The 25,717-nt window shown below is 37.6% G+C and carries 25 protein-coding genes and 3 pseudogenes; 12 read left to right on the top strand and 16 right to left on the bottom strand.

The window, feature by feature from the left end; translation table 11 throughout:
* Positions 1–12: 12 nt before the first annotated feature.
* Positions 13–699 carry a response regulator transcription factor gene (locus IC619_RS00345; RefSeq protein ID WP_191138126.1) on the bottom strand — a complete coding sequence of 229 codons (687 nt, stop codon included), beginning with the start codon at positions 697–699 and terminating at the stop codon, positions 13–15.
* 164 nt (positions 700–863) lie between these two features.
* Here IC619_RS00345 and IC619_RS00340 point away from each other — a divergent pair, with 164 nt between their 5' ends.
* Together IC619_RS00340 and IC619_RS00335 are read left to right on the top strand one after the other, a co-directional pair.
* On the top strand, positions 864–1,748 hold the full coding sequence (locus IC619_RS00340) for a R2-like ligand-binding oxidase (RefSeq protein ID WP_191138125.1): 885 nt from the start codon (positions 864–866) through the stop codon (positions 1,746–1,748).
* Between the two features lie 19 nt (positions 1,749–1,767).
* Entirely contained in the window at positions 1,768–2,934 is a 1,167-nt protein-coding gene (locus IC619_RS00335) for an iron-containing alcohol dehydrogenase (protein ID WP_191138124.1), read from the top strand.
* A 38-nt stretch (positions 2,935–2,972) separates the two neighbouring features.
* Here IC619_RS00335 and IC619_RS00330 read toward each other — a convergent pair whose 3' ends face one another.
* Positions 2,973–3,698, bottom strand: coding sequence for a hypothetical protein (locus IC619_RS00330; RefSeq protein ID WP_213260781.1), 726 nt, complete (start codon positions 3,696–3,698; stop codon positions 2,973–2,975).
* Positions 3,699–3,849: 151 nt separating this feature from the next.
* Here IC619_RS00330 and IC619_RS00325 point away from each other — a divergent pair, with 151 nt between their 5' ends.
* On the top strand, positions 3,850–4,044 hold the full coding sequence (locus tag IC619_RS00325; RefSeq protein WP_191138122.1) for a hypothetical protein: 195 nt from the start codon (positions 3,850–3,852) through the stop codon (positions 4,042–4,044).
* A 77-nt stretch (positions 4,045–4,121) separates the two neighbouring features.
* Here IC619_RS00325 and IC619_RS00320 read toward each other — a convergent pair whose 3' ends face one another.
* On the bottom strand, positions 4,122–5,426 hold the full coding sequence (locus IC619_RS00320) for an amidohydrolase (RefSeq protein WP_191138121.1): 1,305 nt from the start codon (positions 5,424–5,426) through the stop codon (positions 4,122–4,124).
* Positions 5,427–5,890: 464 nt separating this feature from the next.
* Between IC619_RS00320 and IC619_RS00315 the strand changes: the two genes are divergently transcribed.
* On the top strand, positions 5,891–6,163 hold the full coding sequence (locus tag IC619_RS00315; protein ID WP_191138120.1) for a hypothetical protein: 273 nt from the start codon (positions 5,891–5,893) through the stop codon (positions 6,161–6,163).
* A 110-nt stretch (positions 6,164–6,273) separates the two neighbouring features.
* Here IC619_RS00315 and IC619_RS00310 read toward each other — a convergent pair whose 3' ends face one another.
* Positions 6,274–6,981, bottom strand: a complete 708-nt coding sequence (locus tag IC619_RS00310; RefSeq protein ID WP_191138119.1) for a C40 family peptidase — start codon at positions 6,979–6,981, stop codon at positions 6,274–6,276.
* A 226-nt stretch (positions 6,982–7,207) separates the two neighbouring features.
* Between IC619_RS00310 and IC619_RS00305 the strand changes: the two genes are divergently transcribed.
* A complete protein-coding gene (locus tag IC619_RS00305) occupies positions 7,208–8,020 on the top strand; it encodes an MBL fold metallo-hydrolase (RefSeq protein WP_191138118.1) in 813 nt (270 codons plus the stop codon).
* 321 nt (positions 8,021–8,341) lie between these two features.
* Here the strand turns inward: IC619_RS00305 and IC619_RS00300 are convergent, their stop codons facing one another.
* Positions 8,342–8,839, bottom strand: coding sequence for a hypothetical protein (locus IC619_RS00300; RefSeq protein ID WP_191138117.1), 498 nt, complete (start codon positions 8,837–8,839; stop codon positions 8,342–8,344).
* Between the two features lie 642 nt (positions 8,840–9,481).
* Positions 9,482–9,814: an ArsR/SmtB family transcription factor gene (locus IC619_RS00295; protein WP_191138116.1), complete on the bottom strand. Its 333-nt coding sequence runs from the start codon at positions 9,812–9,814 to the stop codon at positions 9,482–9,484.
* Between the two features lie 202 nt (positions 9,815–10,016).
* Here IC619_RS00295 and IC619_RS00290 point away from each other — a divergent pair.
* Together IC619_RS00290 and IC619_RS00285 are read left to right on the top strand one after the other, a co-directional pair.
* Positions 10,017–10,360 (top strand): annotated as a pseudogene (locus tag IC619_RS00290) (hypothetical protein).
* 279 nt (positions 10,361–10,639) lie between these two features.
* Entirely contained in the window at positions 10,640–10,957 is a 318-nt protein-coding gene (locus tag IC619_RS00285) for a hypothetical protein (RefSeq protein ID WP_191138200.1), read from the top strand.
* Positions 10,958–11,073: 116 nt separating this feature from the next.
* On the opposite strand, the gene IC619_RS00280 is transcribed toward IC619_RS00285, so the two are convergent.
* Complete coding sequence (locus IC619_RS00280; protein ID WP_191138115.1) at positions 11,074–12,012, bottom strand: helix-turn-helix transcriptional regulator; 939 nt, start codon at positions 12,010–12,012, stop codon at positions 11,074–11,076.
* 86 nt (positions 12,013–12,098) lie between these two features.
* Here IC619_RS00280 and IC619_RS00275 point away from each other — a divergent pair, with 86 nt between their 5' ends.
* Positions 12,099–12,542 (top strand): VOC family protein, encoded by a 444-nt coding sequence (locus IC619_RS00275; RefSeq protein ID WP_191138114.1) that lies wholly within the window; start codon positions 12,099–12,101, stop codon positions 12,540–12,542.
* A 110-nt stretch (positions 12,543–12,652) separates the two neighbouring features.
* Here the strand turns inward: IC619_RS00275 and IC619_RS00270 are convergent, their stop codons facing one another.
* The gene (locus IC619_RS00270) at positions 12,653–13,591 is read right to left on the bottom strand and encodes an ROK family protein (RefSeq protein ID WP_191138113.1); all 939 of its coding nucleotides are present in this window, start codon (positions 13,589–13,591) and stop codon (positions 12,653–12,655) included.
* Between the two features lie 382 nt (positions 13,592–13,973).
* On the opposite strand from IC619_RS00270, the gene IC619_RS00265 reads away from it, so the two are divergent.
* Together IC619_RS00265 and IC619_RS00260 are read left to right on the top strand one after the other, a co-directional pair.
* On the top strand, positions 13,974–14,597 hold the full coding sequence (locus IC619_RS00265) for a cupin domain-containing protein (RefSeq protein ID WP_191138112.1): 624 nt from the start codon (positions 13,974–13,976) through the stop codon (positions 14,595–14,597).
* A 383-nt stretch (positions 14,598–14,980) separates the two neighbouring features.
* A complete protein-coding gene (locus IC619_RS00260; RefSeq protein ID WP_191138111.1) occupies positions 14,981–16,027 on the top strand; it encodes a cytochrome D1 domain-containing protein in 1,047 nt (348 codons plus the stop codon).
* 454 nt (positions 16,028–16,481) lie between these two features.
* Here the strand turns inward: IC619_RS00260 and IC619_RS00255 are convergent, their stop codons facing one another.
* Positions 16,482–17,294 (bottom strand): hypothetical protein, encoded by an 813-nt coding sequence (locus IC619_RS00255; RefSeq protein WP_191138110.1) that lies wholly within the window; start codon positions 17,292–17,294, stop codon positions 16,482–16,484.
* Positions 17,295–17,887: 593 nt separating this feature from the next.
* On the opposite strand from IC619_RS00255, the gene IC619_RS00250 reads away from it, so the two are divergent.
* Positions 17,888–19,192, top strand: a complete 1,305-nt coding sequence (locus IC619_RS00250; protein ID WP_191138109.1) for a sialidase family protein — start codon at positions 17,888–17,890, stop codon at positions 19,190–19,192.
* Between the two features lie 105 nt (positions 19,193–19,297).
* Here IC619_RS00250 and IC619_RS00245 read toward each other — a convergent pair whose 3' ends face one another.
* From IC619_RS00245 to IC619_RS00235, 3 genes are all read right to left on the bottom strand, one after another.
* Entirely contained in the window at positions 19,298–20,236 is a 939-nt protein-coding gene (locus IC619_RS00245; protein WP_191138108.1) for an NAD(P)-dependent alcohol dehydrogenase, read from the bottom strand.
* A gap of 19 nt (positions 20,237–20,255) precedes the next feature.
* Positions 20,256–20,570, bottom strand: coding sequence for an ArsR/SmtB family transcription factor (locus IC619_RS00240; protein ID WP_191138107.1), 315 nt, complete (start codon positions 20,568–20,570; stop codon positions 20,256–20,258).
* 406 nt (positions 20,571–20,976) lie between these two features.
* A complete protein-coding gene (locus tag IC619_RS00235) occupies positions 20,977–22,035 on the bottom strand; it encodes a cytochrome D1 domain-containing protein (RefSeq protein WP_191138106.1) in 1,059 nt (352 codons plus the stop codon).
* A 305-nt stretch (positions 22,036–22,340) separates the two neighbouring features.
* Here IC619_RS00235 and IC619_RS00230 point away from each other — a divergent pair, with 305 nt between their 5' ends.
* Entirely contained in the window at positions 22,341–23,201 is an 861-nt protein-coding gene (locus tag IC619_RS00230) for an IS4 family transposase (protein WP_249669653.1), read from the top strand.
* Positions 23,202–23,490: 289 nt separating this feature from the next.
* Here IC619_RS00230 and IC619_RS00225 read toward each other — a convergent pair whose 3' ends face one another.
* From IC619_RS00225 to IC619_RS17260, 4 genes and pseudogenes are all read right to left on the bottom strand, one after another.
* The gene (locus IC619_RS00225; protein ID WP_191138105.1) at positions 23,491–23,895 is read right to left on the bottom strand and encodes a hypothetical protein; all 405 of its coding nucleotides are present in this window, start codon (positions 23,893–23,895) and stop codon (positions 23,491–23,493) included.
* Positions 23,885–24,610 (bottom strand): annotated as a pseudogene (locus IC619_RS00220) (polymorphic toxin-type HINT domain-containing protein); the annotation flags it as partial. The pseudogene IC619_RS00220 and the gene IC619_RS00225, both read right to left, overlap by 11 nt.
* 112 nt (positions 24,611–24,722) lie before the next feature.
* The gene (locus IC619_RS00215) at positions 24,723–24,998 is read right to left on the bottom strand and encodes a DUF6881 domain-containing protein (RefSeq protein ID WP_191138103.1); all 276 of its coding nucleotides are present in this window, start codon (positions 24,996–24,998) and stop codon (positions 24,723–24,725) included.
* A 23-nt stretch (positions 24,999–25,021) separates the two neighbouring features.
* A pseudogene (locus tag IC619_RS17260) lies at positions 25,022–25,582 on the bottom strand (HYD1 signature containing ADP-ribosyltransferase family protein).
* Positions 25,583–25,717 lie beyond the last annotated feature (135 nt).

The raw sequence follows: 25,717 nt of genomic DNA, 5'->3' as shown, positions 1-25,717 counted from the left end.
TGTACGCCTCCTCTAATCAATCATTTTCTGTCTTAGAGCAATCGCAACTGCCTCTGTCCGATGCTGTGCGCCTAATTTTTTTATTGCTGAACAGACATAATCGCGCACTGTAAATTCACTAATCAACAACTCATGTGCAATTTCTTTTGTATTTAGACCTTTCGATAAGTAATAAAGTGCTTGTCTTTCTCTCGGACTTAAAAGTTTCCTCCTCTTCATTTGAGGGTTAAAAATATGACTAGATTGTTGAAAATAATATACAATTTTCTGGATGTGTAGCGAGTCGATTTGCTTATTTTGAATGATAGGATCTATGAGAATACATCCAAATACGGTTGCAAAATAGCGCAGTGGAATAATAAGAAGTGAGCTTAGGTTAAATTGCTTAATGTATTTTGTCGGAAATGTGGGTGGGATCTGATCGAGCAATAGATAATCGATTTGACTAGTTGAAATCATAGCATGAAGAGATGGAATATTACGTACATCTTCTAATATGTTGGTAATCGAAAAGATACCATCAAGATCCATCCTTACTACACCCTGTCCCATTGCATTAATCGGGGAATAAGTAAAAATAGAGGCACGTTCTACTTGAAAGTATTCTGCACTTCCCTTCAGTAAGACTTTAATTCTCATTTCCAAATCACAGATAGACTCGATCTTCTTCATGAATTGGGTTATTTCATCATGAATCATCAGTTTATTCACCCCTATATTTATAGGAATAGAACAAAGAGAATGGTTCAGTTACGATAAAGGAAAGCAATTACAATCAAGAAACAGAATAATTAAACTTATATATTTAATTGTACATGCTTATGGGATAAACTTCAATCTAAACAATTTTAGGAGGTTTTATAATGAGAAAGCAAATTATAAGTACAGGTAAGAACAATATTATGGTAAACACGGTCCCCTATCGACTTTATCAAAAAGCGAAGCGACATGGCATATGGAATCCTGAAGATATTGATTTCACCCAAGATCAAGCAGACTGGAAAAAGCTGAATGTAGAGCAAAAAGAAGAAATTTTAGGTTTACTATCGCAATTCCAAGGGGGAGAGGAAGCTGTAACACTTGATCTTTTACCATTGATGATGGTCATTGCCAAAGAAGAGCGCCTTGAAGAAGAAATGTATCTCACGACATTTTTGTACGAAGAAGCAAAACATACCGAGTTTTTCAACAGCGTATGTGTAGCTATTGGAGAAGTTGGAGATTTATCTCATTTTCATACGCCTGCCTATAAAAAAGTGTTTTATGAAATATTGCCCTGTGCTATGGATCGGTTAAGAGATGATCATAGTCCAAAGGCAATTGCTGAAGCAGCCACCGTATACAATATGTTTGTGGAAGGTGTTCTTGCAGAAACAGGTTACTTTGCTTTCTACTCGGCACTTGAAAAAAATGGCATTTTACCCGGTCTGTTAGAAGGGATTCGTTTAATTCAAAAAGATGAATCAAGACATATTGCCTATGGAACTTACTTGTTACAACGGCTCATTACAGAGGATAACGATATTTTTCATGTAGTAGAAAGAAAGATGGAGGAATTGACACCACTAGCCATTCAATTTCAAGAAGAAGGTATGAATGGCAATGAGAAAGATGCTTTTGGAACCCCTATAGAGGTATCAAACAACTTCATGATGAAACAGCTTCGCGTCCGTATGGAGATTTTAGCTCGTGCAAAAGGTAAAACAATGGAAGAAATAGACCGCTCATATTCTATAGATATAGATTAAACAAAGGAGAGGATTGCAGTTGAATATACGCACTTTTCAACAGCGTACAATTGTGCATAGTGGTATCGGTTCACATTCCTTAGTCCCCCAATTATTTCAAGGAATGAATGCCAAACGCGTTGTCATTATTACCGATTCACAACTCGTTGACTCAGGTGTAGTAAAACAAGTTCAAGCTACATTCGCGTCTGCACCCGCTCAATCAACAGAAATGATTGGCGTGTATGCGGGCATCGAGCAAGATGCAAGTTGTTCTTCCATTAATCGTGCAGTTCAATATGTACGAGAACAAAAAGCAGATGGATTACTCGCCATTGGAGGGGGCAGTGTGCTTGATGCAGTTAAAGCCATTAAATATTGTATGACTCATGAAATCTTAGATATTGGGTCTGCTTTTACGATTGGCATCTATAAAGAAGAGTGGCCCCGCGCACAGCCGATGCCTATCCCGCACATCTCAATTCCTACGACAGCCGGAACAGGTTCAGAGATATCTCCTATTTCTGTAATATTCAATGAACAGCGTAAACAAAAAATGAATCTCATCCATCCATATATTGCATCAGATATGGCTGTATTAGATCCGAAATTAACGGTCGGTCTGCCGCCTTTCATTACAGCATTTACCGGATTTGATGCATTAACGCATGCAATTGAAGCTTTTTTCTCTCCTAAAGCCTATTCAATTACGGATGCAGTGGCTATACAAGCGATTCAACTAATATTCAAACATTTACCGATTGCGGTTGCTGATGGACAAAACTTATCTGCTCGTATGGAAATGCTCTATGCTAGTTTAATGGGAATTACAGCTTTTAGTTACGCGCTACATGCAATTCCGATTCATAATTTGGCACATGCATACGGCGCACTTTTTCGTATTCCACATGGTTTAGCTAACAGTGTTTTGCTTCCAGTCGTAATGGAGCACTTGCAAACCTTTTATGAACCCAAGATGAAGAAGCTTGCAAGTGCATTAAAAATCGATTCGCACCATGTCATACCGTCCATCAGGGATTTACAAGCAAATGTAGGATTGCCAACGGGGTTTTCAGACTTCCAGATCACACCAGATAATGAAGAAGCGCTCATTCAAAATGTGCAAGATGATCCGATAGCTAAAGGATACCCGTTATCGACTACATTGATCCGACAAATCCATCAACAAGTCAAAGGATATCATTAATGGAATACGAGGGAATGATTCACTCCCTCGTATTCCGTTTAATTTTGAATCGTATAGGTGAGGTCGTGTTTACCAGCATCGTCCGCCTTTGCAATGTCCATATTAAGCTTAGTTAAATATAAACTTTTGGGTTGATAATAAATTTCATACTTGATAACGGTGTCTTGATCAAAAACAATTTTTTTATCATTTGTTAACCGATCTTTTAACTTATCGCTCAATCGTTGATGATCAATTGTGATTTCAATACAAGTCTCAATTGCATTATCTGAGCTTTTGATTTTTTTGGTTCGGATGGATTGTAAGCTATCCTGAATAAATGTTAAATGTTCAAGTGGAGATACCAGTCCAATCTGATCAGGTGTCAGCGTCTCTTTTTGGCCAGAAAAGAAGGCATCGATCTTCCCATCTTTAGATTCAATTAATATTTGTTTCGCTTCAGGGTCATGAAGAGACCAGTCTTGATTGTTTTGGGTACCGGTATATATCTTCACTCCAGATTTACTTGCAATTTGCATCGTAAATCGCATTTCTTCCGTTTTTGTTTCATAATGACTACTGATGTCAGCTAGTGTTTTTTCGAGATTAATCTCTTCTTCTTCTGTATCTGTATATTCATTGTCTTTTTTTTCATTCATTTCCAGTGATTTTTGGTTTGGATCCTGATTTTTTTGAACGGCGTATGCTTTCGAGCCTGTATCCACCGTTTCACAAGCGGTAAGCAGGATAAAACAACAGAGTAATATAAGAAGACGTAACAACATCAACTCCTCCTTTACCCCATTTATACGAGCGGAGGAGTTGAAATATCACTTATACTGCTAAAAGGATTTTGGTCATAGGTGTAAAATGTGTCAGACATAACGAATGCTGAGCTGGTGATAATAGGGGTACAGGGTTGATGGAGGTGAATAAATGTCTACTCCCCCTAGTTACAACTGGATACATGAATGGTTACAAGGACAGCTTTCGGCCGATGAAATGAAACAAATCCAACCGTATATACTGAAGGAGACTTGGCTATCACCTTCGGTGCTAAATCGTCACTGGCAGAATGATTCACAAGAAATACCGACTCGTTTCCAATTGAATATCGATATGAAAGTTTAGCTTATTGCTAGTATGACACATTTACTCCTGCCTATTCCTTCCGCTAATATTTACCAGCATTTAAATGCTGGTTTTTTTCACTTTGCAATTGCCTTAAAGGCTTGTGTGGCCTCAAAGCATATACGTTCTTCATCTAAAGTTAGGCATTCACGATTACGCATCAATGCTTTACCATCGACATACACATCAAGGACATCACTACGGGAGGCTGCATAGACAATATGAGAAATAACATCATGACGGGGTTGCATGTGCGGTCCAGTTAAATCCATCGTAATAAAATCAGCTTGCTTACCTACCTCAAGTGTCCCGACTTGATCATCAAGAAATAGGGCTTCACTGCCATATTGTGTCCCCATCTTAAGTGCTGTGATAGCAGGCACTACTTCAGGGTCTTGTGCGTAACCCTTATGAATGAGAGCGGTCAAACGAATTTCTTCAAGCAAATCTAAATTGTTATTGCTTGCCGCACCGTCTGTTGCAAGACTTGGGCGTATTCCCTTTCTAAGCATGTCTGGGATGCGTGCAATTCCGCTACCTAACTTTAAGTTACTAACCGGATTATGCGCGATTTTAACATCATGTTCCCAAAGTACATCAATCTCACTATCAGTTAAATGAACGGCGTGTGCAACCAGTGCCCGCTTTTCAAAAAAGCCTAAATTCAGTAAGTGCTCTACAGGTCTTAGACCGTAGTCATCCATATTTTGCTTTACTTCTTTTACTGTTTCAGACATATGTGTATGTAATGGTAAATCTAACTGATGCGCTTTTTCTACGAATTGACGGATGAAATCAGGCTCACATGTGTAGGGGGCATGGGGAGATAGCATCGTTGTGATGCGTCCTTCAGCTGCTCCACTCCAGTCGGTGGCAAATGATACCGCTTCATTTAATTTATGCTTACGGAGTTCGTCACTTCCAAAACCAATTACACCACGACATAAGCTTGCACGTAGTCCTGCTTGTGTCGTGACCTGAGCAACTGTATCCATATGGTCATACATATCTAAAAATGTTGTCGTTCCGGATTTAATCATCTCTAAAGCAGATAAAGACGTCCCTGCTTGTACCTGTATGTTTGTAAAACGTGCTTCTAGTGGCCACATCTCCTCTTCCAGCCATCTCTGTAAAGGTAAATCATCAGCATAACCACGCAGTAACGACATCGCCACGTGACCATGTGTATTGATAAATCCGGGTAAGATTGCTTTACCTGTACAGTCCACGATTTCATCATATTGATCAAGTACTTCTTGGTTCGGTGTTTCTCCTACATAAATAATTTGACTTCCTTCAACTCCTAAAGCCCCATTTGAAATCATTAACTGCTCATCAATCATTGTTAGAATTTCTGCCTTTATAAATATTTTCTTCAACATTATTTCCCCATTTCTCTATTGCTATATAAGCGTGTTGATTTACAAAAGGAACATGTAGATCAACACGCCTAATTGCTATTTCTTTCATTAAAATACCTTAAAAATTTGGATAAGACAAGCTTTAAGCCATGATTATCCAAGCCCAAATTAGCATGATAAATGACCATTTTTTCTGTTCTAACATATGGTATAGAGAATCGAATGAGGAGGCGAGCTAAATGGAACAAAACGATACACACTATTCAATAGACCATATGTATGATGATCAATGGTCATCTAGCTACCATCAAAATGATTATCCGCAAGAGTATCCGATACCGTATGCTTATAACACAAATGGAGCCTATTCTTCATTTTTTTTCGGTCCCCCATTTTATCCTTTTTTTAGACCCTATCCTTTTTTCTTTGGCCCATATAGACCCTTCTTCCCTTTTTTTAGATTCTGGTAAATGGAGGTTAACGATATGACAAATTATCATCCTGAAGATATTGAAAATCAAATGAATGAATATCAGGAAGCGGAAGTTGATCAATATCCGCCTTATCCGCCGCCACCCTATCCGCCACCACCGCCTTATCCACCTTATCCGCCACCCTATTATCGACCTATTTATCCAATTATCTATCCAGTAAGACCACCCTATCCACCGCCACTTTATTATCGTCGTCCGTATCGTCCTCCTTATTATGGACCACGACCTGAACCGCGACCGCCCTATCGGCCCCGTCCTAGATAAATCTAAAAGAAGTAAGACCCTTGTATAAGAAGTGCAAAGGTCTTACTTCTTTTAATTACTGATCTAAATTCTTTTTCATTTAGTTTGTATTACAAACAAGTTTTCAATAATCATAACACTCGTTTGGCTGTAATGTATCCTTCACTTAGCCAATTTTCACTGAGGGAATCATATCGTACTCCTCCTGGTCCCCATGTATGTAAGACTTGATTATCACCTGCGTATATACCTACATGGCCTACAGCATCCCCTGTATCGCTACGCTTAAAAAATAACAAATCCCCTTTTTGGATCTCTGCTCTTGGAATTGTAGTACCGACAGTGGATTGCTGACTAGAAGATCGGGGTAAGTCAACGCCAACTTGATCATAAACGTATTGTACAAAAGAAGAACAATCAAATGTGCTCGTCTTACCAGATTCCGCTCCCATCTCATAGGGAACACCAAGAAATTGTTCCCCGATTTGAACGACCTGTGTGGCTGGGTATGCTTCAGATGATATTGGTGTAGGTTTTCCTGAGTAAGAACCTTCATTACCTAATTGCTTTTTTGTTTCATTCTTTGCATTCGTACAAGCTATGGTGCCTCCAAATAAACAAAGCACAACTAACCCTATAATAGCCTTGCTTCTCATATTTACCATTTTGTTATCTTGCCCCTTTGATTCTAAGATACGATTAGTCTGAACTTCATTAAAGCGATATATGTATTCAGATTTTGGATGAAAAATCCCTCTATTAGATTCTAAAACAAGCAATAACAAAGAAGCTGCATAGTATATTAATAGAACGACAGTGGAGGTGTTTAAAATGCACATCTTCGCTATTCGCCTGTTATTTATTCAAATTTCTGATGAAAAAATAGCATATGTTATTCTATATAATAAAATAAAAAAAAGCATATTATCTGTATATCAGATTAATTATTCTCTATCCAAATGGATTTGTATGCTGACTGGAATACGTTCCATTCAATTGTGATGAAGTCCCTAACGTGATACAATAATGAATAGTTATTCATTATTGTATAAAGCGAGGCTGTCTATGACTACTTACACTACTTCCATCAAAGATGTTGACCGAGAAGTTAATACGTTGCGTTGTCAGTTTCAAGCTGTAGGAAGTACATTTGCCTTTTGTGTTTATCATGTTGACGGGCTTTTGATCGATACAGGTCCTCCCCGAGCTCCACATATTGTTGAACCTTTTGTTCAAAATCATTCTCCACAAAAAATCTTCATTACCCATCATCATGAAGATCATTTAGGTAATGCAAAGCGGTTTCAAGATCAATATCAAATTCCGGTTTACATGTCTGAAGCAACTAATCAAACGATCTCTTCAATTAAGGATATTCCGTTCTATCGGAGAATGGTTTGGGGAAATCCACAATGGCCAGAAGCTCAAATCATTCAAAAAGAAATATGCACAGAAAAGTATTGTTTTCAAATGATTCCTACTCCTGGCCATTGTAGTGACCACCATGTATTATTTGAAGAACAAAATGGCTGGCTATTTGCCGGAGATCTTTATATTGGAACCCATTTAAAAACAGGTTTCCGTGGTGAATACGTCATGGATATGATTCAATCCATCGAATCCTTACTAAATTTACCGATTACTACTTTGTTCTGTGGTCATGCAGGTATTATTTCAAATGGGAAAACAGCGCTCTCCAAAAAATTAGACTTCCTAAATCGACTGGTGAATGACGTACGTCAATTACAAAAAAAAGGTTACTCTGCTCATCAAGTTACGTCTAAGCTATTTCGCCGAAATTGGTTTGCAGAAAGCTTTTCATTTGGAGGAATGTCACCGTTTCACTTAGTTAATTCCATTTATCGTGAAATCATATAGCTTCTGTTATTTCAGAGGCTATATGATTGTTTGCATTACAAACTAGTTGATCATACTTATCTTAAAAATAAGTGTGTTTATCCTTCATTGAAGAATCCCATTTCCGAAAAAAATTTCGTTGCAGTAAATGAAACAGCTGAGTTCACGCGCAATGGCGTACAATTATCTTTTATTTCCCTTTTTAAAAGTATTTTCTAGGGCTTATTAGGATGGCAGTAAAAAAGCCTAATTTCTCACTTACATTACTGAAAATTAGGCTTTTTTATAAATGTTAGGAACGGAAAGTCTAACACAAAATGAGGACACGCTATCAGGCAAATTTTACGGAGATAGAAGTCCATACAAGTACCCTTCTACACCAATTGTTTTGGACCCTGTATTTGTAATTCTTACTCGAACTTCCCCTGTTGAAGACAGATTATCTGTATCTACAAATTTTATTGCTTTTGAGAATAACGGTGAAAGAGCCCACTCTACTGGATAGCCTAGAGCTAATGCATCAGAAAAGTTCATATAAGTTGGTAATATACCATCATTCGTGTTGTTTATAAATTCCACTTGTAGCATTTCAGGCTCATAATCCAATACTGCTTCGGTATCATAATCATAAATAACCATGTCTACATTGGATTGAAAGATAAGGTCAGACGAGAACGATGAGATAAAGCTATCACCTGGTGAAACAGTCTCCCAAATATAAGTTGAGTCGGATGTTCTACTCCATTCCTCGATGTCTGCATGAACTTGTGTGGGAACAGGTATAAGCAAACCAAATACCAATAAAAGTGAAATGAATTTCATAACCAGTTTTATCTTCAATTTAACTCCTCCTAAAATGAGCTTATTAATTCTAATAGCCACTTATTAAAAAATTTAAATAATCACATTTTTATTCTAACACACTATTATCATTAATACAAAGCCATAAAAAACGAACCCCACCATTCATTATAGAAAATTTACTAGGATGACTCGTATTTCCATTATGACTTTACATATACCTATACTTTTATTTTGAAAAAATGAATGGTGTTTTTTGCATTCATATTCCTCTCATTATGTCAAACACCCGGTCATTATGGAGATCCTACGAGTACGCAAGATATTTTGAACATCATTACGCTATCTCCTTACATCAATTTGAATTGATCATGAAACAATTGTGCAATGCCCAGACTAAAGAAGGGTTAGTTTATGCAAATGGAATATCACCCCGAAAAAGTGGAATAAGAAAATAAGCACGATTGTACTCGTTATACAAAAGTGCATATTTTCAGTTATATTCTTTTGATCTACAATCAAATAGCTTCAATAAAAGCATACTTCTTTTCAGTCTCACTAACATGTTTCGTAATAGGGTATTCAGAGAATTAATTCAGGCTCCATTTTAGCAATGAATCATAGTATTATTGAACATTCATATTCCTCCAATTTTGATTGGAATAATTTTTGCCTGAAAAACTATTTGTCATCATCGTTTACATTCTTTCTTTGTAGGTCTTCCAAGTAATCGTCCAAGCGTTCAAATCTCTCATTCATAATGTGCCGATAGGATTCTAACCAAGCATCAATCTCCTTGAATGGCTCAGCCTTCAGATTGTAGATCCGTCGATTGGCGATTTTAGTCATCTCGACGAGACCTGCATTACGAAGTACACCAAGATGTTTGGAAGCTTGTGGCTGTTTCAACCCAAGTCGATCGGCAATCTCCCCTACCGTGAGTGGACCGTCACGTAAGAGTTCAACAATCAGTAATCGGTTGGGCTCAGCAAGAGCATTCAAAGTTGTTTTCATAATTCAAATATAACTAAAGAGGAATATTCCTCTTTAGGGGTACAACCACACGGCTATAAAGTTTGGAAAAATAGGATATAGCCAAAGATCAAAAGTACTATACTTTTCAATATACAGCACGAAAGGATGGTGTTTTAATAATGACACTTATCCAAGAAAGAGGTGATTAGTGATGAATCCTTATAAAAAGAATATAATTAACATGGAAAATGTATCAAAATTGGATAAATTAGAATCAATAAAGTCTTTCCAGTCAACAATCAGAAAACTTGAAAAAACCTTGGCTACCATGACCCAGAAAGGAGCAAATACGACCTTAGTATGGAAGCGAATCAAAGCTCATTATATCAGCAAGTTTGGAATCAAAAATCTCATCACTACACCAAGGACGATTTAACAGAAGCTCACAACATACTTACGAGTTTATTTCCATCCATTGAAAGCAGTTATGTTAAGTTAAATGAAGGTAGTCCTCAAAGAACGCTTTTAAATCGAAGAATTAAAGCTTTAGTGTTGTCTGTTCAAGTCATTGAGGATTTTGGCTAAATCGTACCCCCCTAGGCATACCGCTACCAGTCGCTACATCTAAAAGAAAGCACAGTGATGACACTGTTATTCCTTTATGTCGTCAGTTGCTGATTCCACCTCAATATCTCAGGCATGCAGAAAAAATAAGCTGAATTCAAACTATTTACCAACTTGAGCGGTAGCTAATGAAAATCCATAAAGGAATTGACTTCAGAAAAATTTTGGTGAAACGCCTATCCATTATGTTACATTCGTGGATATTAGCTGATAAAATAAAAAGTTAAGGTGGTTACTTAAATGGAAACGAATCATTCAGTCATGTGGATTAATGTTTTTACTGCGAAACCAGGTAAGCTAGACGAGTTGGTCAATATTCAAGCTGAAGAATTACTTAACTTTAAGGATAATGGTGTTCCAGGTTGGATGAGTAGTCGTTGGCATCGTTCAGTAGAGGGTAACAAAGCCATTATGATAACAACTTTTGAGCATATTGATTTTCATAAAAGCTGGCTAGAAAAAACTGACTTCTCAGAACATCTAAATAAAGTTACTCATCTAATTGAAAGAGCAGAGGGTGGATACTACACATTGGTGGCAAGTGTTGACAACTCGTAAATCAGCCAGTGACCTCATCTCCAACTGTGCACAGTGTGCGCGGTTGGAGATGTTTCCTATCACGTTTACTAAAGGCCATCATACCCTCCCAACACACTTACACTTATACAAACTCACTACAAATGATTAATTAAATCTAAATAGTATTCTCTTAATTGTTCTTTTAATAGAGGTGGATCTATTATAGCGATGGATTTACCGAAGCTGGCCAAGTAAGAAATAATAAAGTCTAATTCAGTAGGAATATAAGTTCCTGTTAAATACATATTCCCATCTTCTTTTATCACTTTCATGGAAGGAAATTGTTGTTGCTTAAATTTTTCTAGACCTGTATCCGTGATCGAACACTTAAAACGAATCGCTTGCTCAGTTGGCTTCCAAAGACTATGCGCATTATGTATATTTACATTGGATAAATCTATAGTATATTCTTGGTCAACTACTTCTAAAGACGTAATGCGATCACACCGAAAAACCCGATAGGCATTCTTATCTAAATCATAAGCTTGGCAATACCAATTGCCTTTCATCGCATAAATGGAAATAGGTTTTATACAACGAACTTTCATTTGTTTTGGTGTATGATAGTGAATTTTCAAACTCTTACTCTGTACTGCTGCTAACAACAATTCTTCTAGATAAATACATTCATTGGTTTGTTCAGCATGATAAAAAGCTACTCTATTTTGTAAGTTTTCGATTTTTTCGCGTTGTTTTGGTGAGGCCCACTCTAAAAACTTCTCATGAATTGAATGAAATGATATTTGAAAAGGGCTACTTACAAAACTTTGTAGTGCTTGCATTGCAAAGTACAGTGCAAAGACCTCTTGACTCGTAAAAGAAATCGGTGGTAATGTCATTGATTTCACCAAACGATAGCCTCCATACCGCCCATATTCTACAAAAAGTGGAACCCCGAGTTCTTCTAATGAAGCGATATCACGCAACGCTGTTCTTTTAGAAATTTGAAATTCATCCATTAAATTTTTCAATGTGAACATCTGCTTTTGATTAATAAAGCGTAGCATTTGATTTATGCGCTCACTTTTTTTCATATTACGCTCCTTATAGGTGACAATGATTGTCACCTTATCTGTGTATACTGATAAGTGTAAAAGATATCAACGAAGGAGGCAATAAAATGAGTTTTGAAGTTATTCCTTTTTTATCATTAAACGGGCACGGGGTTGAGGCCATCTCATTTTATGAGCAATATTTAGGGGCAAAGATTTTATTTAAAAAAAGCTATAAAGAAATGAAAGACATGGATCCACAATTTAACTATGAAGAAGGACAGGACGATTATATTGCACATTCTGTTTTACAAATTGGTGCGAACAAAATCATGATAGCTGAAGAGGAAATGGATCTAACTCGTCCTTGGCAATTAAGTAATAGCTCATCTTTATGTATTCAATCGAAAGATTTCTCACGCATAGAAACAATCTATCATGCTCTAATTAAACATAATCAAGTTCATATCCTAACGCCTTTTGAAAAGAATGTATTTAGTCCTGGCTATGGGATTATAAGAGATCCGTTTGGAATGATTATACAGCTAACCGTAACCAAACATGATTTTTAAATTTTGTGGAGTAGCGTCTCTACCTGAGTTCAGCCCCCCACTCATAAAAGTGGAGGGCTGAGCTCATCTCAAAGATCAATATAGAGTGTTTTTTGAACCCCCTCGCATAACTACTCCTTTAAGAGACTTGCTGCACCAATAAAACCTGCGTCATTTCCCAATGTAGCCAGTTTAATATTGACATCTTTTTTCATCATTTCTTGTGTTATATCTAAATATTTCGTTTTTAATGGATTCAAAAGATGATCCCCGGCATGAGATACGCCTCCTCCGATTATGAACAGGCCAGGATTTAACGTAACCGTCAAATAAGACATGACTGTTGTTAAGGCTGTTAAGGCACGCTCAATGACCTGAGTAGCTACTTGATCCTGAGTTTTAGCTGCTTCAAAAATGTCAAGTGTAGTTATCGTTGAGCATTTTTTTAAGCTCGTCTCCTTTCCTGCTTGAAGCTGTCTGTTGGCTTCTTTGACCATAGCTGTTGCTGAGGCGATTTTGCCCATACAGCCCCGCTGACCACAGCTACATGGTTCTCCATCTGGTTCGATTACAATATGTCCTGCTTCACCTGCTAAACCACTTTGCCCTCTGATCAGTTGTCCGTTGGCAATAATACCTACCCCAATTCCCGTTCCAATCGTGATGCAAATTACATCAGTTTGATTTTTTCCCGCACCACACCAACATTCCCCTAGTGTGGCTACATTCGCGTCATTATCTATATCAATGGGAAGCTGCAGCGATTGCTCTAATTTTTCTTTTATTTTGATGTTTCTCCATCCTAGACTGGGGAGATGTCGTATCCACCCTTTTTTTCGATCAATAAAGCCAGGCAAGCCAAGTCCAACTCCATCTAGTGCTTTCCATTCCATATCTAATTGATTAACAAGTTCTTTACTGTAGTATGTGAGACGCTCTACATAGTCATCTATTCCTTGCTTCCCTTTCGTTTCAAACTTACTCTTTCCATAAACCTTCCCTGTGCCATCTACAATTCCCAATTTTGTAAATGTCCCTCCCATATCAATACCGAGCCACTTTTTTGTCAAAGTTATCCCCCTTATTTCTCCAAATTTCGGAAGCAATAACAAAATATTTTCCAGTCCCGTTTATCTTATGAAAGGGTTTTAAATCAGGTGTAGTAAAGTATTCACCCGATTCTCCAATATTTTAACAAAGGTAGCTTATTTTCAAATCATGATTCATTCTATTCAAAAAATAATTCACTCATGTATGTCATTACTCTACAAAAGTAAATACATCAGATCAAACATAATTGATGGGATAGCGGATCTGAGAAGAGGCTTAACGAGGATGCATACAATAACTGATTCGACGTATAACTCCACACTTTATAGGATGAGGAACATTTTATTTATGGGTGAATAGCCTATCTTTAGTGAGAATGAGAATTTAAAAGGAGTTGAATTTATGACAAATCCCACATCTGGATATGTTACAGATAATCGGAATATAACAGGAAGTGGCACTCCTAATCTTTCTTTTGATATAACTAAAAATGTATTATTTAGGAGAAATGATCATAATGTAGCTTTTTCTTTAACATCGACACAGCAACCTGCAATGATTGGTGGTGCCGTTGTGGATTTAAGGCTTTCAAAGGGGTTTATTCGTGAACCTCACTGGCATCCTAATGCATGGGAGGTAGATTATCTTATTTCTGGGGAAGCTGTTGTTTCCATTCTAGATCCCCAGACCCCTCAATTAGTAAAATATATATTAGACAAACCTGGTAAAACCGTTTTTATTCCTATGGGATGGTGGCATTGGATTTCAGCGAAGAAAAATAATACCCAGTTATTGTTATTTTTTAATAATGACCAATTTGAGTCAGCTGAAGGTTCGGTTACATTAGCGAGAACCCCTCCTGAAGTGTATAAACAAGCATATGGTATAAATCCCGACTTAATTGCTGAAGCACTTGAACCTATCGAGGGAACCGATGGTATTGTAATAGGTCCAGAACGTTCTACAGGTCCAGAACGTTCTAAATGGCGATCGAAATTAAAAAGTAATGGCGTTGTTGTTTTTTAATTCTGATCAGCTTGAGTCGAAGGAAAAAAGTGATGAAGAGATCTCTAAACCTTGAATCGCTCATAAATAAAAATATCCATTGTGCTAGTTGAATTTGATATGTCAACGCTTATAAATAGCAAACTTTAAATCCAACTAGCACAACCATTATATTTATTTGTAGTAAAATTCACCTTTAAAGTCATTCAAAACTCAGTACAAGCAGGTAATCGTATTTGATACATATGCTGTTTATGTTAGAAGCAGATGGGAAGTAACAAGTAATTTTAAGCATTGTCCTATCTATGATCGAAAAACAGAAGAAGAAATTTAGGATCATTCATAGTACGATACTTAATCGGCATAAAATGATGAAAACACGGGTATCGAAAGGAAGTTGATCTATGTCATTGGTTTATGTTGCGAATTTTGGAGGAAATAACGCATCAGTCATTGATTCAAAGGTAAATCGACTCATTTCAAACATCAGGGTTGGAGACTTTCCAATCGCGACTATCCTTTCACCAAACGGACAATATGCTTATGTTTTAAGTACAGGATTGCCTGGTCATATAACTACTATTGACACAAAGGACCATCGGGTGTTGGCGACCATACAAATTGGGTCAGTAGATTTACCCGGCCTTCCCACTACCCCTTTAGCAATCACCAATGACGGCCAAAGGGTATATGTGGCAAATAATGGAAGTAATACCGTAACTGTCATCGACACCAAAGATTATCGTTTAATTGCAACGATTCAAGTAAATGATAACCCCCTATTTATGGCCGTCACACCAGACGATCAATTTGTTTATGTGGTAAATACTCGTGCTGCTACATTAACCGTAATTGAAACGAAAAGACACCAAGTGATTTCGACAATACCTGTTGGAGATACTACATCTAACATTAGAATCACACCAGATGGACGGTATGCGTATGTTTGTAATAATGGAGACCAAAATGTCACAGTCATTGATATAAAAACAAAAAAAGTTATAGCCACTGTTTCAGTGGATGGTGCTCCACTTCCTCTTGAAATTACAGCAGACGGACAGTATGTTTATGTGGGGAATCCAGGTAGAAATACGGTTTCCGTAATTGAGACGAGAACGAATCGGGTCATTTCAACAGTAAGAGTCGGTTCATTTCCAGTCGCGCTTGGCGTCACGACTGATGATCGTTATGTTTATGTTGCAAATAGAGATGGAAATACGGTTTCTGTAATTGACACTAGGACCAATCAGGTCATTTCAACTGTAGAAGTTGGTTCAAATCCAGTAGCACTTGGAGCCACGGCCGATGACCGCTATGTTTATGTAGCAAATAGTCAACTTAACATCGGCTCAGGTGGAAATACGGTTTCCGTGATTGAAATCAAGACCAATCAGGTCATCTCAACTGTAGAAGTCGGTTTAAACCCATTCACCCTTGGGATCACCCCCTAGACGAATTGCTCTAATTAGCAGCCCGATAACCCTCATTTAGGAGACCTTTACCTTTACATCGTTCTTTTAATCATTAGCTTTATTATCATAATAGAATGAATCACGTTAGTGAAGAAATAAGTACTGAAAACACCGAAAATAAAGAATCAAACAACACTAATGATGACGGCAAAAATAAGGCTATCACCAAAAAACGTACGAGTAAAAAAATAATAACAGAGGCAATGTGGTGCTCTTGAAAGATATAAAGTGGTGTGGACAAATGGAAGATAAGTCGGAGAAAAGCAGAAAAAATGATAGGTGTTTAGATTAAAAGAAGAAACTAATCATTTTCCATCTAGAAGAGATAGAGTGGCCTTGGCCAAGGGATCTGACTATTAAGCGATGGAGGCATAATGATTGGGGATTAGGACGCACAGTGGCGTCCTTTTTTCTTAGATAAATTCAATGATGTTTAACCATCAACACCTATCAAATACTTAAATAATAAGTAATTTTCAAAATCAGAAGCAGTAAGAGATGCTCCGTCGTTCACGGCGTTTAACCAATATATCTCATTAATACTTGAAAATAGAAATGATGCATTATCATGAGCATAAGCAATCAAACGTCCATCTTTTCCTTGTGTTGTTCTCCAATCATCAGGATACGCAACCATACGTCCATCTGAACCTGCTTGTACATTCCACCCATAAGGATACGTAATTTTGCGCCCATCTTTCCCTTGTGCAGTTCTCCAACCATCAGGATAGGCTACCATACGTCCATCTAAGCCTGCTTGTACGTTCCACCCATATGGATAGGCAATCAAACGCCCATCTTTTCCTTGTGTTGTTCTCCAACCATCAGGATAGGCTACCATACGTCCATCTGAACCTGCTTGTACGTTCCACCCATAAGGATAGGCAATCAAACGCCCATCTTTTCCTTTTGCTGTTCTCCAACCATCAGGATAGGCTACCATACGTCCATCTGAACCTGCTTGTACGTTCCACCCATAAGGATAGGCAATCAAACGTCCATCTTTTCCTTTTGCTGTTCTCCAACCATCAGGATAGGTAACCATACGTCCATCTGAACCTGCTTGTACATCCCACCCATAAGGATACGTAATTTTACGCCCGTCTTTTCCTTGGGCAGTTCTAAGTGGACCTTGCTCTTCATCAATAGTCAAAATCAAATCATTAAGCACTCGAGCATAAGAAGGTGAAGATGTAAATAATAACGCAAATACCAAGACAACAGATAATAAGCTAATTTTCTTCATAAAAAAACTCCTCTCAAAAAAGTAAAATATTAAAATATTCACCGATAAAAATACTACTTATAAAATCACAAAAAATCAACAAGAAAAATATACCAAAAAACTCAGGGTACTGGGTAGGATTATTGTATTCATCCTTCTTGGAAATTTCGGTAGAGTGAAATAAATGGTATCATGAATTGCAACAATCCTAAAGTAAAGAAACGAGGGTTCTTTTCAAGGTACATGGCTTATACCTAGTGCCATTACACAACCCCATCATCTAATTTTTAAACTTTTAAGCGTAATTATTTAAATTATCAGTTTTAGTCTAGTTCAGTAAACGAATAGCAAAGTTGAATTGAATTTATCTATAAAACGGCGTAAGTAAGTTTGATGCGTACACCTATATATAGCTAAATCCACAGATAAATACACAATTTTTTTCATGTCGGTGCAAACTTGATTCCTTTACATAAAATATATTACATTTTGGGAGGTGAATATAGAAATTGGGAAGATCAGTCCGAAAGATGCAACCTTTAGCATTTTTAAAACGCATTTCCAATAAAAGCCTCGTCCCGAACTGTCCCACCCCCGGAACAGGAGTACGATATGTGAATGCTGCAGTAGAACCTTTCGCAGCTGTCAATCCCACTACTGTGAAAAATCGTGGGAAAGAAAATATTATTTGCGTATATCAACAAGATCGATATTCCAACGGTGCAGCAAGTAGTATTGATGCAGGTGTTTCTCTTGATGGTGGACGTACATGGCGGATTACATCACTTCCTTTTAATCAATGTGTTCCAGGTGGTTTAACTTATGAACGGGCATCTGATCCATGGATTTCATTTGGATCAGATGGTACTGCTTACGTTTCAGCACTTGCTTTCAGCCAGAGCAGCTTTGATACTGCTATTGCCACAGTGATCTCCACAAATAGAGGGAAGTCATGGTCCAATCCACGCATCATTCGAAAAGATGTGGGCCCTACCGTACTAAATGATAAAGATTCTATCACAGTTGATCCAAATAACCCAAAGAAAGCTTATGTGGTTTGGACACGTTTCACTTCTTTTACCAGTCCCAATCGTTTTCAAACTCGCATTTGGTTTGCTAAGACAAAGAATCGTGGAAAATCGTGGCAAACAAAGGTGATATTTGCTCCAAAACGCGGAGATGAAGTAGCTAGCAGTGTCATTGTTGCGGCACCTAAAAAAGGATTATTGCACCATTTCTTCACTTTAGCAATCACGAAAAATAATAGAACAATGAATCAGATCCTTATTCAAACCTCTAATGACAGCGGAGAAACATGGTCGAAAGCGCGTATCGTTACGCAAATCGTGCCTCCTGCTACGGATATAGAAGGTGCTTTTAACTTTCTTTCTATTCCTTTGAGAACAAGTAGTACTGCTATTTTTTCAGTTACAATGGATAACAACACAGGCACGCTTTACGTGAGTTGGGAAGACGCTAGGTTTTCACAGGGAAGAATCGCTGAAATCGCTTTGTCTTCATCGATTGATGGGGGACAGAAATGGCGAAATCCTGTGCGTGTCAATGAGACAACCGGTAATCCTGCATTTATTCCTACTGTAGCCGTAAACCAAGCAGGTCGTGTTGGTGTTTCTTATTATCAATGCACCAATAGTAGACCCAATAACGCTTTACCCGTTCAACCATTATTTAAAGTGTCAAATGACAGAGGTCGAAGTTTTTCACATAATGGAATAGCCCTAAATAAACCATTTAATATCTTGACAGCCCCATTTGCATCTAGAGGTTTTTTCGTGGGAGACTACGAGAGTATGATTACAATTGGAAATCACTTTTTTCCCGTCTTTACAAATGTACACTCAAACAGAGATCGTTTGCGCTCCAGTATCTATATTGCCAGAATAAATCCAAGCCATTAAAGCCAGGTCAGTTTCAAGCGATCTAGCCAATAGGTAAGGTCTGAATTCGGTATTGAACCGGATTCAGACCTTTAATTTTTGGGGATAGCCTTTCAAATAAAACATTCATGAAACCATCTGAATGATTATTTTTCCGTTTACTCCCCCACTTTTACTCAAATCATAGGCTTGGTTAATATCGTCTAGTGTAAACGTGTCATGGACAGGTGTGACAATCTGTCCTTTTTCCATCAATTTTCGAATCTCTTTAAGTTGTTCTAATCCTCTTGTTGGGACAAAAATAACATTTGCCTTTTTTCTTCCGAAAGAAAACAAGCCTTTTAATTTTCCCATAAAGTTTTGTTTTGTTGTCACTGACGTAACATACTGTCCTTTAGGTGCAAGTAGCGGAAAGTATTCTTTATAATGCCCGATCGAGACCATATCTAGAATTAAGTCAAATTCTCCAAACAAACGTTCTTCTTTTACTACATTATTTTTTTTATAGTCTATCACATGATCGGCACCTAATTGTTTGACCATTTCAATGCTTTCGCCTGAACTCACTCCCGTCACTTCCGCATCAAATGCTTTAGCAATTTGAATCGCATAAGACCCTACTCCGCCCGATGCTCCAATAATGAGCACCTTATGTCCAGGCTTTAAATTCCCATACGTGATCAAACCATGCCAAGCAGTGATTGCAGCAGTCGGTACACCAGCAGCGTGATCCAGCGAAACGTTATCTGGAACACTTAAAACATGATTCTCATGTACTGTAAGATATTCACTTGCTGCACCTCCACCTGGCCCTTTATGAGCAAATACAGCATCACCTTTTTTAAAGCGCGTAACTTTCTCTCCTACTTCTTCCACTACACCACTAAAATCAGCACCAGCATGGTAGGAAAGTCCCAGTTTAGCAAAATTTTTCATCTGTTTCCAATCTGATGGGTTCACACTTGTTGCATGTACTTTTATTAATAATTCGTGTGATTTAGGTTTTGGCTTGGATCTAAAATCCACCACTAATTGTTTATCTTTATTTAAGAAAGCTGATTTCATTTTATATTCTCCTTTAATCTTATTCATCACATTTCATCTCACTTAATGCTTCGGCAAGTAAACGGAAATTTGCTGCTACCATATCCCGAGATAACCAGTAAAAAACCTCTTGTCCTACTTTTTTACTATCGACAATATTTGAATCTTTTAAGACTTTAAGATGGCGAGAAATCGAAGGTCTACTAACATCGAAATGATTCGCAATATCTCCCACATTCATTTTCCCTTGAATCCCTAGAATCTGTGTAATTTGTATACGAATAGGATCCCCTAAAGCAGTAAAAAATTTCGTGATGGAGTCAGCATCATTTAAGTCCATACGATGTTTGTTCATGATCTCCTCCGTAGATGTGTAAATACGTAGAAATGTTTTTATCTATTTACAAACAGGATATTAACTTATTATTTTCCGTTTGTCAATGGTTCTGTTGAAAAAATCCAACACTGTGAAGAATTTCGTGATTGAGTCAACATCATTTCAGTCAGTACGATGTTTGTTCATAATCTCTTCTGTAGATGTGTAAATACGTAGAAATGTTTTTACCTATTTACAATTAAGATACTAGCTTATTGTTTTTCTTTTGTCAATGGTTCTGTTGAAAAAATCCAACTTGGCACATAAAGTAAAAGGTTTAAAGTATCGTGCAATCTTTCACATAACTTTATTAGTCCTCATTATATACTGAAACAAATGACATAGATCGATTTCCTTTCGATTGATTATGAAGTAATACAATATGCTAAGGCGTAATAGCTAGCGCAATTGGACTTAAACCCACTGCTATGGTTGAGATCACCTGATTCGTTTTGATTTCAATTGCGGAAACCGTATTGTCGTTTACATTTCCTACATAGACATAATGATCCTCAGCCGTGATTGCAATGGCGAATGGAAGTAAACCCACTCTTATGGTTGAGATGACCTGATTGGTCCTAGTCTCAATCACAGATACTGAGTTTCCATCTAGATTTACCACATAAACATACTGTCCATCTGCTGTGATCGCAAGGGAAAATGGGCATGCCCCCACTCCAACAGTTGAAATCACCTGATTCGTTTTGATTTCAATTACGGAAACCGTATTTCCACCTGAACCGCTAACTATTTGACTATTTGCTACATAAACATATTGTCCGTCCGCAGTGATGGCAAGGGCGAATGGATTTGAACCCACTGAAACAGTGGAAATGGCTTTTTTCGTCTTAATATCAATAACGGAGAGATTGTTGCTACTAAAATTACAGACATACGCATACCTTCCATCTGGTGTAATGCTAATGTTGGTCGCTTCCTCTCCGACCGGTATCGTCGAAATTACTTGATTTCTCTTCGTTTCAATCACGGTTACAGAAGCAAAAGACAGCCCAAAACTAGTATTTACCACATAAAAAAATTGATCGTCTGGCGTGACCGCTATATATTGTGGAAAAGCATTCAATTGAACAGTTGCAACCACGCGATAATCTTTGGTGTCAATGACGGTTAAGGTGTTACTGTCCGAATTAGCCACATAAATCCACTGTCCATTATGGGTGATTGCCATCGGCACAGTTGGAAGAGATGGAAAAGACACTGATCCAACCTGTATCTGAGCGATTACCCTGTGGTCCTTTGTATCAATAGCGGTCACATGTCCAGGGGTGCCTCCACTTAAAATATAAGCATATTGTCCGTTCGGTGAAAGAATCGTCGCCAATTGGTCGTTCCCAACCAGGATATTTGAAATAAGTCGATTCTCCTTGGTATCAATGACCGATGCATTGTTTCTTCCAGAGTTCCCAACATAAACGAAAGACATAGGTCAACTTCCTTTCGATAACCGTGTTTTAATCAGTTTATGTCGATTAAGCATTGTCCGATGTCTGATTGCTAAACAGAAGAAACCCCTGCAGATCAGCCACGCAGTGTCATCAGGACTATTGAAATCAATGAATCAATCGTGATCGTCTATTACCATCACGATATATTGCATCACGCCTGGTGATTAACCATAATATGTAATTTAAATAGAAGGAATCTTTTCAATTCTATGGGGATTGAAAAGAGATCGAACTCCAATTAGAACGGTTGTGTCTAAGCAAACAATCTAAGGAGGTCGATCTCATGAGAAACTCTACTACATTTACCACGATCATGCAAACCGCTTTAAGAGAAAATGAAGTGAAAGAGATAGTAAAATCAACAGGATATGTGAATACAGGGCGTAAATTCACTGTCTATATGCTATTTCAGTTTCTAACCATTGCAGCTTTTGGGAAATGGAGCGGATATCGAGAAGGTGTAGATATTGCCACTTCATGCGGCTTACCCACTGTTGATCGTACCACTTTTTCTAAAAAGGCTAGTTCTGTACCTTTCGATATCTTTAAACGTCTGTTCCACCTCCTGATCTCAAAATGTAATCGAAAGACAAGAAGAAAGCTTCAGCTACCTTCTGATTTATTGCTGATCGACTCTACTACTGTTACTGTTGGGAAAGAGAGACTCCCTTGGGCTACTTATCACGGGGAACGATCTGGAGTCAAATTGCATGTAGCTTTTGATACAACTTTAGAAATTCCAGTTCAGGTAAGGGAAACGATTGGGACCTTTCATGACGGTCGTATTGGAGAAAAACTTGCTAATTTTAATTATATTTTGGTACAAGACCGTGCGTATAGTAAAGTCAGTCGTTTTGATGAATACTCCCAACGAGCGCAATTTTTTGTTACTCGTATTAAAAATAATTTGGAACTGACTTACCCTATTGCCAGTGCTTTTGAAGAAAACTCAAACATTACATGTGATATTACGTGCAAGCTTGGCTCTGTCAATTGTCGATCGAAAAAGCGTTTTCGTGTTGTATCTTTTCAAGACACAAATGGAAATGAAATTCGAGCAGCTACAAACTTGTATGGTATTCCTGCGGAAGAAATTGCGGAGATGTATAAAGCTCGCTGGGCAGTGGAGAGCTTTTTTCGTTAGATTAAGCAGAACCTCAATGTGCCCACTTTGTTTGGCACAACCCAAAATGCTGTCTATAATCAATTGTTCACAGCTTTGATCACATATGTAGTGATCAAATGGATATATGAAAGCGCAAAACCATTGGTTTTGCCGTGCAAATCTTTATCTATTAAGCCATTTGTTCGGTTATTGTTACTTGGTGATCTCCCATTAGAATGGAAACTAGCTTTACTCTCGTGTTTAGAGAAATATCAAGTGAATAAAATCCCTATTTTTGGATAATCATCACACCTGCTATTTTATGTAACTAGCACCACGGGTCTAAACCTTTTATATTTATAGTATAATCACGAGCAATTATACTATAAATATACTCATATGTTGCAAAAATAAAGTGCCTATAATCACTTGAATTTAAAAAGCGCAACGCATTAATTTTACTGGAATTTACTACCTCATCAAAACTAGAGTCTATATTCCATTTACACTCATCAATTTTTATTCCTTCATAAAGTTGAACACTCGTAAATATGATTTTGTATACATACCATTCTTGTTGTAATATATTATTTTCTACGAGAACACCATTTATGTCACCACTAAAAGTGATGTCATAATCTTCTTGTACTACACTCTCCAAGTATATTCCATCCCTGCCATCAATTCTCCCTAATTTAGTAATTATAGGAACATTCTTTTCTTTATTTAACATGTGGTAATCCCCCTCCATTTGCTGTACTAAACCTTCTGACATGAGCAAACTCAGCTATCTCTTCTACTGTTGCCCATCTTGCATTTACTTTCACCTTCGCCATTCTTGCTGCATAAGGACGTCGATTATCTAAACTAAATACAGTCTGTTCACCCACACCTTGTGCACTTAACTTACTTCTGACATCATTGGGCAGATCTCTATATTTTACTGTACTAATCGGAGGAACACTAGATGCATAGCTTGGATCATATCTCATTCGAGCTACTAGCCCATTTAAAGAACCTCCGCCATCAAATCTTTCCCCTATCGTATTTTGACTGAAATTTATAGTCCTAGAATCCTTTAGGGTACCACACTCATTATGCGTAAACACTTTCAAGTCAGACACATAATAAGTATGGAAATCCTTGACCTTAAAGTTATAGACGGCGGCCTTCTTATCCTGCTTGACAATCTGATCTACCGTTAAGGTTTTTCCATCTGCCGTTTCGAATACATCGCCAGCTCTCAGATCAATGGTCTTGACCCAACCCACATCAATAACCCAGAAAGGATGTTCATCGGTGGTTTCAATGATTTCGCCACCTACGTGGACTTGATAGGTTTCATTGACCTCACGTTCATAGAGCCATTCAACCTCTTTATAGGCTTGCTCACCTGTTTTTTCATCTTTCGCAAGCACTTCGTCTCCGATTTTAATCACTTCAATCGGTTTTTCGCCGTCTTATGCCTGAACCTTTATGCCGGCGGTAAAGCACAATCTGAGCTATTGCATAGAGAAAAGCCACTCCTACAAATCTCTGTAAGAGTGACTTTGACATATCTTATTTAGCCAGTGCTTTTTTCCACAACTCTTCAAATTCTTCTTTTGTAATTTCTATTGCTTCACATTCTGGGTCAGATGAGATCTCATCAATAGAATCAATAGGGACTTCTGATAAACCAGTTTTCACTTCCTCGTTTTCTGAGGCATATCCAAGTTCTCCATTTATAAAGACGACTACCCTTCTCTTATCATATCGGTCTGTACCAACCTCTAGATAAAATAAAATAGGATCCTCCGGAACATCGTGCTTCCAATGTATTTTAATATAATCCAAAGCATACACTCCTACTAACTCTTTTACTTACTTATAGGGACTTTTCCACTGTTTACAATTCTATTTGAAATATCTAATGGTCCACTGCTAGGTACAACAAAAACATTTTCTCTACCTTTTTTTACATCTAGACCCCTAACATCAACTTCAACATAGTGACTAAATTTTCTTCCTTACCATGGGTTCCGAATAAATGCATAAGAAAGTTGCCCAGGTCTTTTACTTCCAGGAGTAATATCATTCAAATACTGACCATCACCATACCTTGCGTCTTTGGGGTTGTTGGCTTTAAGTGATGCATTTTGTTTTGAATGCAAAATACCATTCAGACCTGACTCATTGGTATAATGATATAATGTATTACACTTATTATGCGTAAACACTTTCAAGTCAGACACATAATACGTATGAAAATCCTTCACCTTAAAGTTATAGACAGTGGCCTTCTTATCCTGCTTGACAATCTGGTCTACCGTTAAGGTTTTTCCATCTGCCGTTTCGAATACATCGCCAGCTCTCAGATCGATGGTCTTGACCCAACCTACATCAACAACCCAGAAGGGATGTTCATCGGTGGTTTCAATGATTTCGCCACCTATGTGGATTTGATAGGTTTCATTGACCTCACGTTCATAAATAAGGGTAGATCCAATAAATAAAAGGCCTGAGTCCGGTTCAATACCGAATTCAGGCCTTTTAAATTGACGATTTAAACGATC

Origin of the sequence: Polycladospora coralii, from assembly GCF_014773435.2 — a bacterium.
In the GTDB taxonomy this organism is placed as follows: Bacteria; Bacillota; Bacilli; order Thermoactinomycetales; family Thermoactinomycetaceae; genus Polycladospora; species Polycladospora coralii.
The sequence above is the reverse complement of the archived record's forward strand: the minus strand, read 5'-3'. Positions and strand labels throughout refer to the sequence as shown.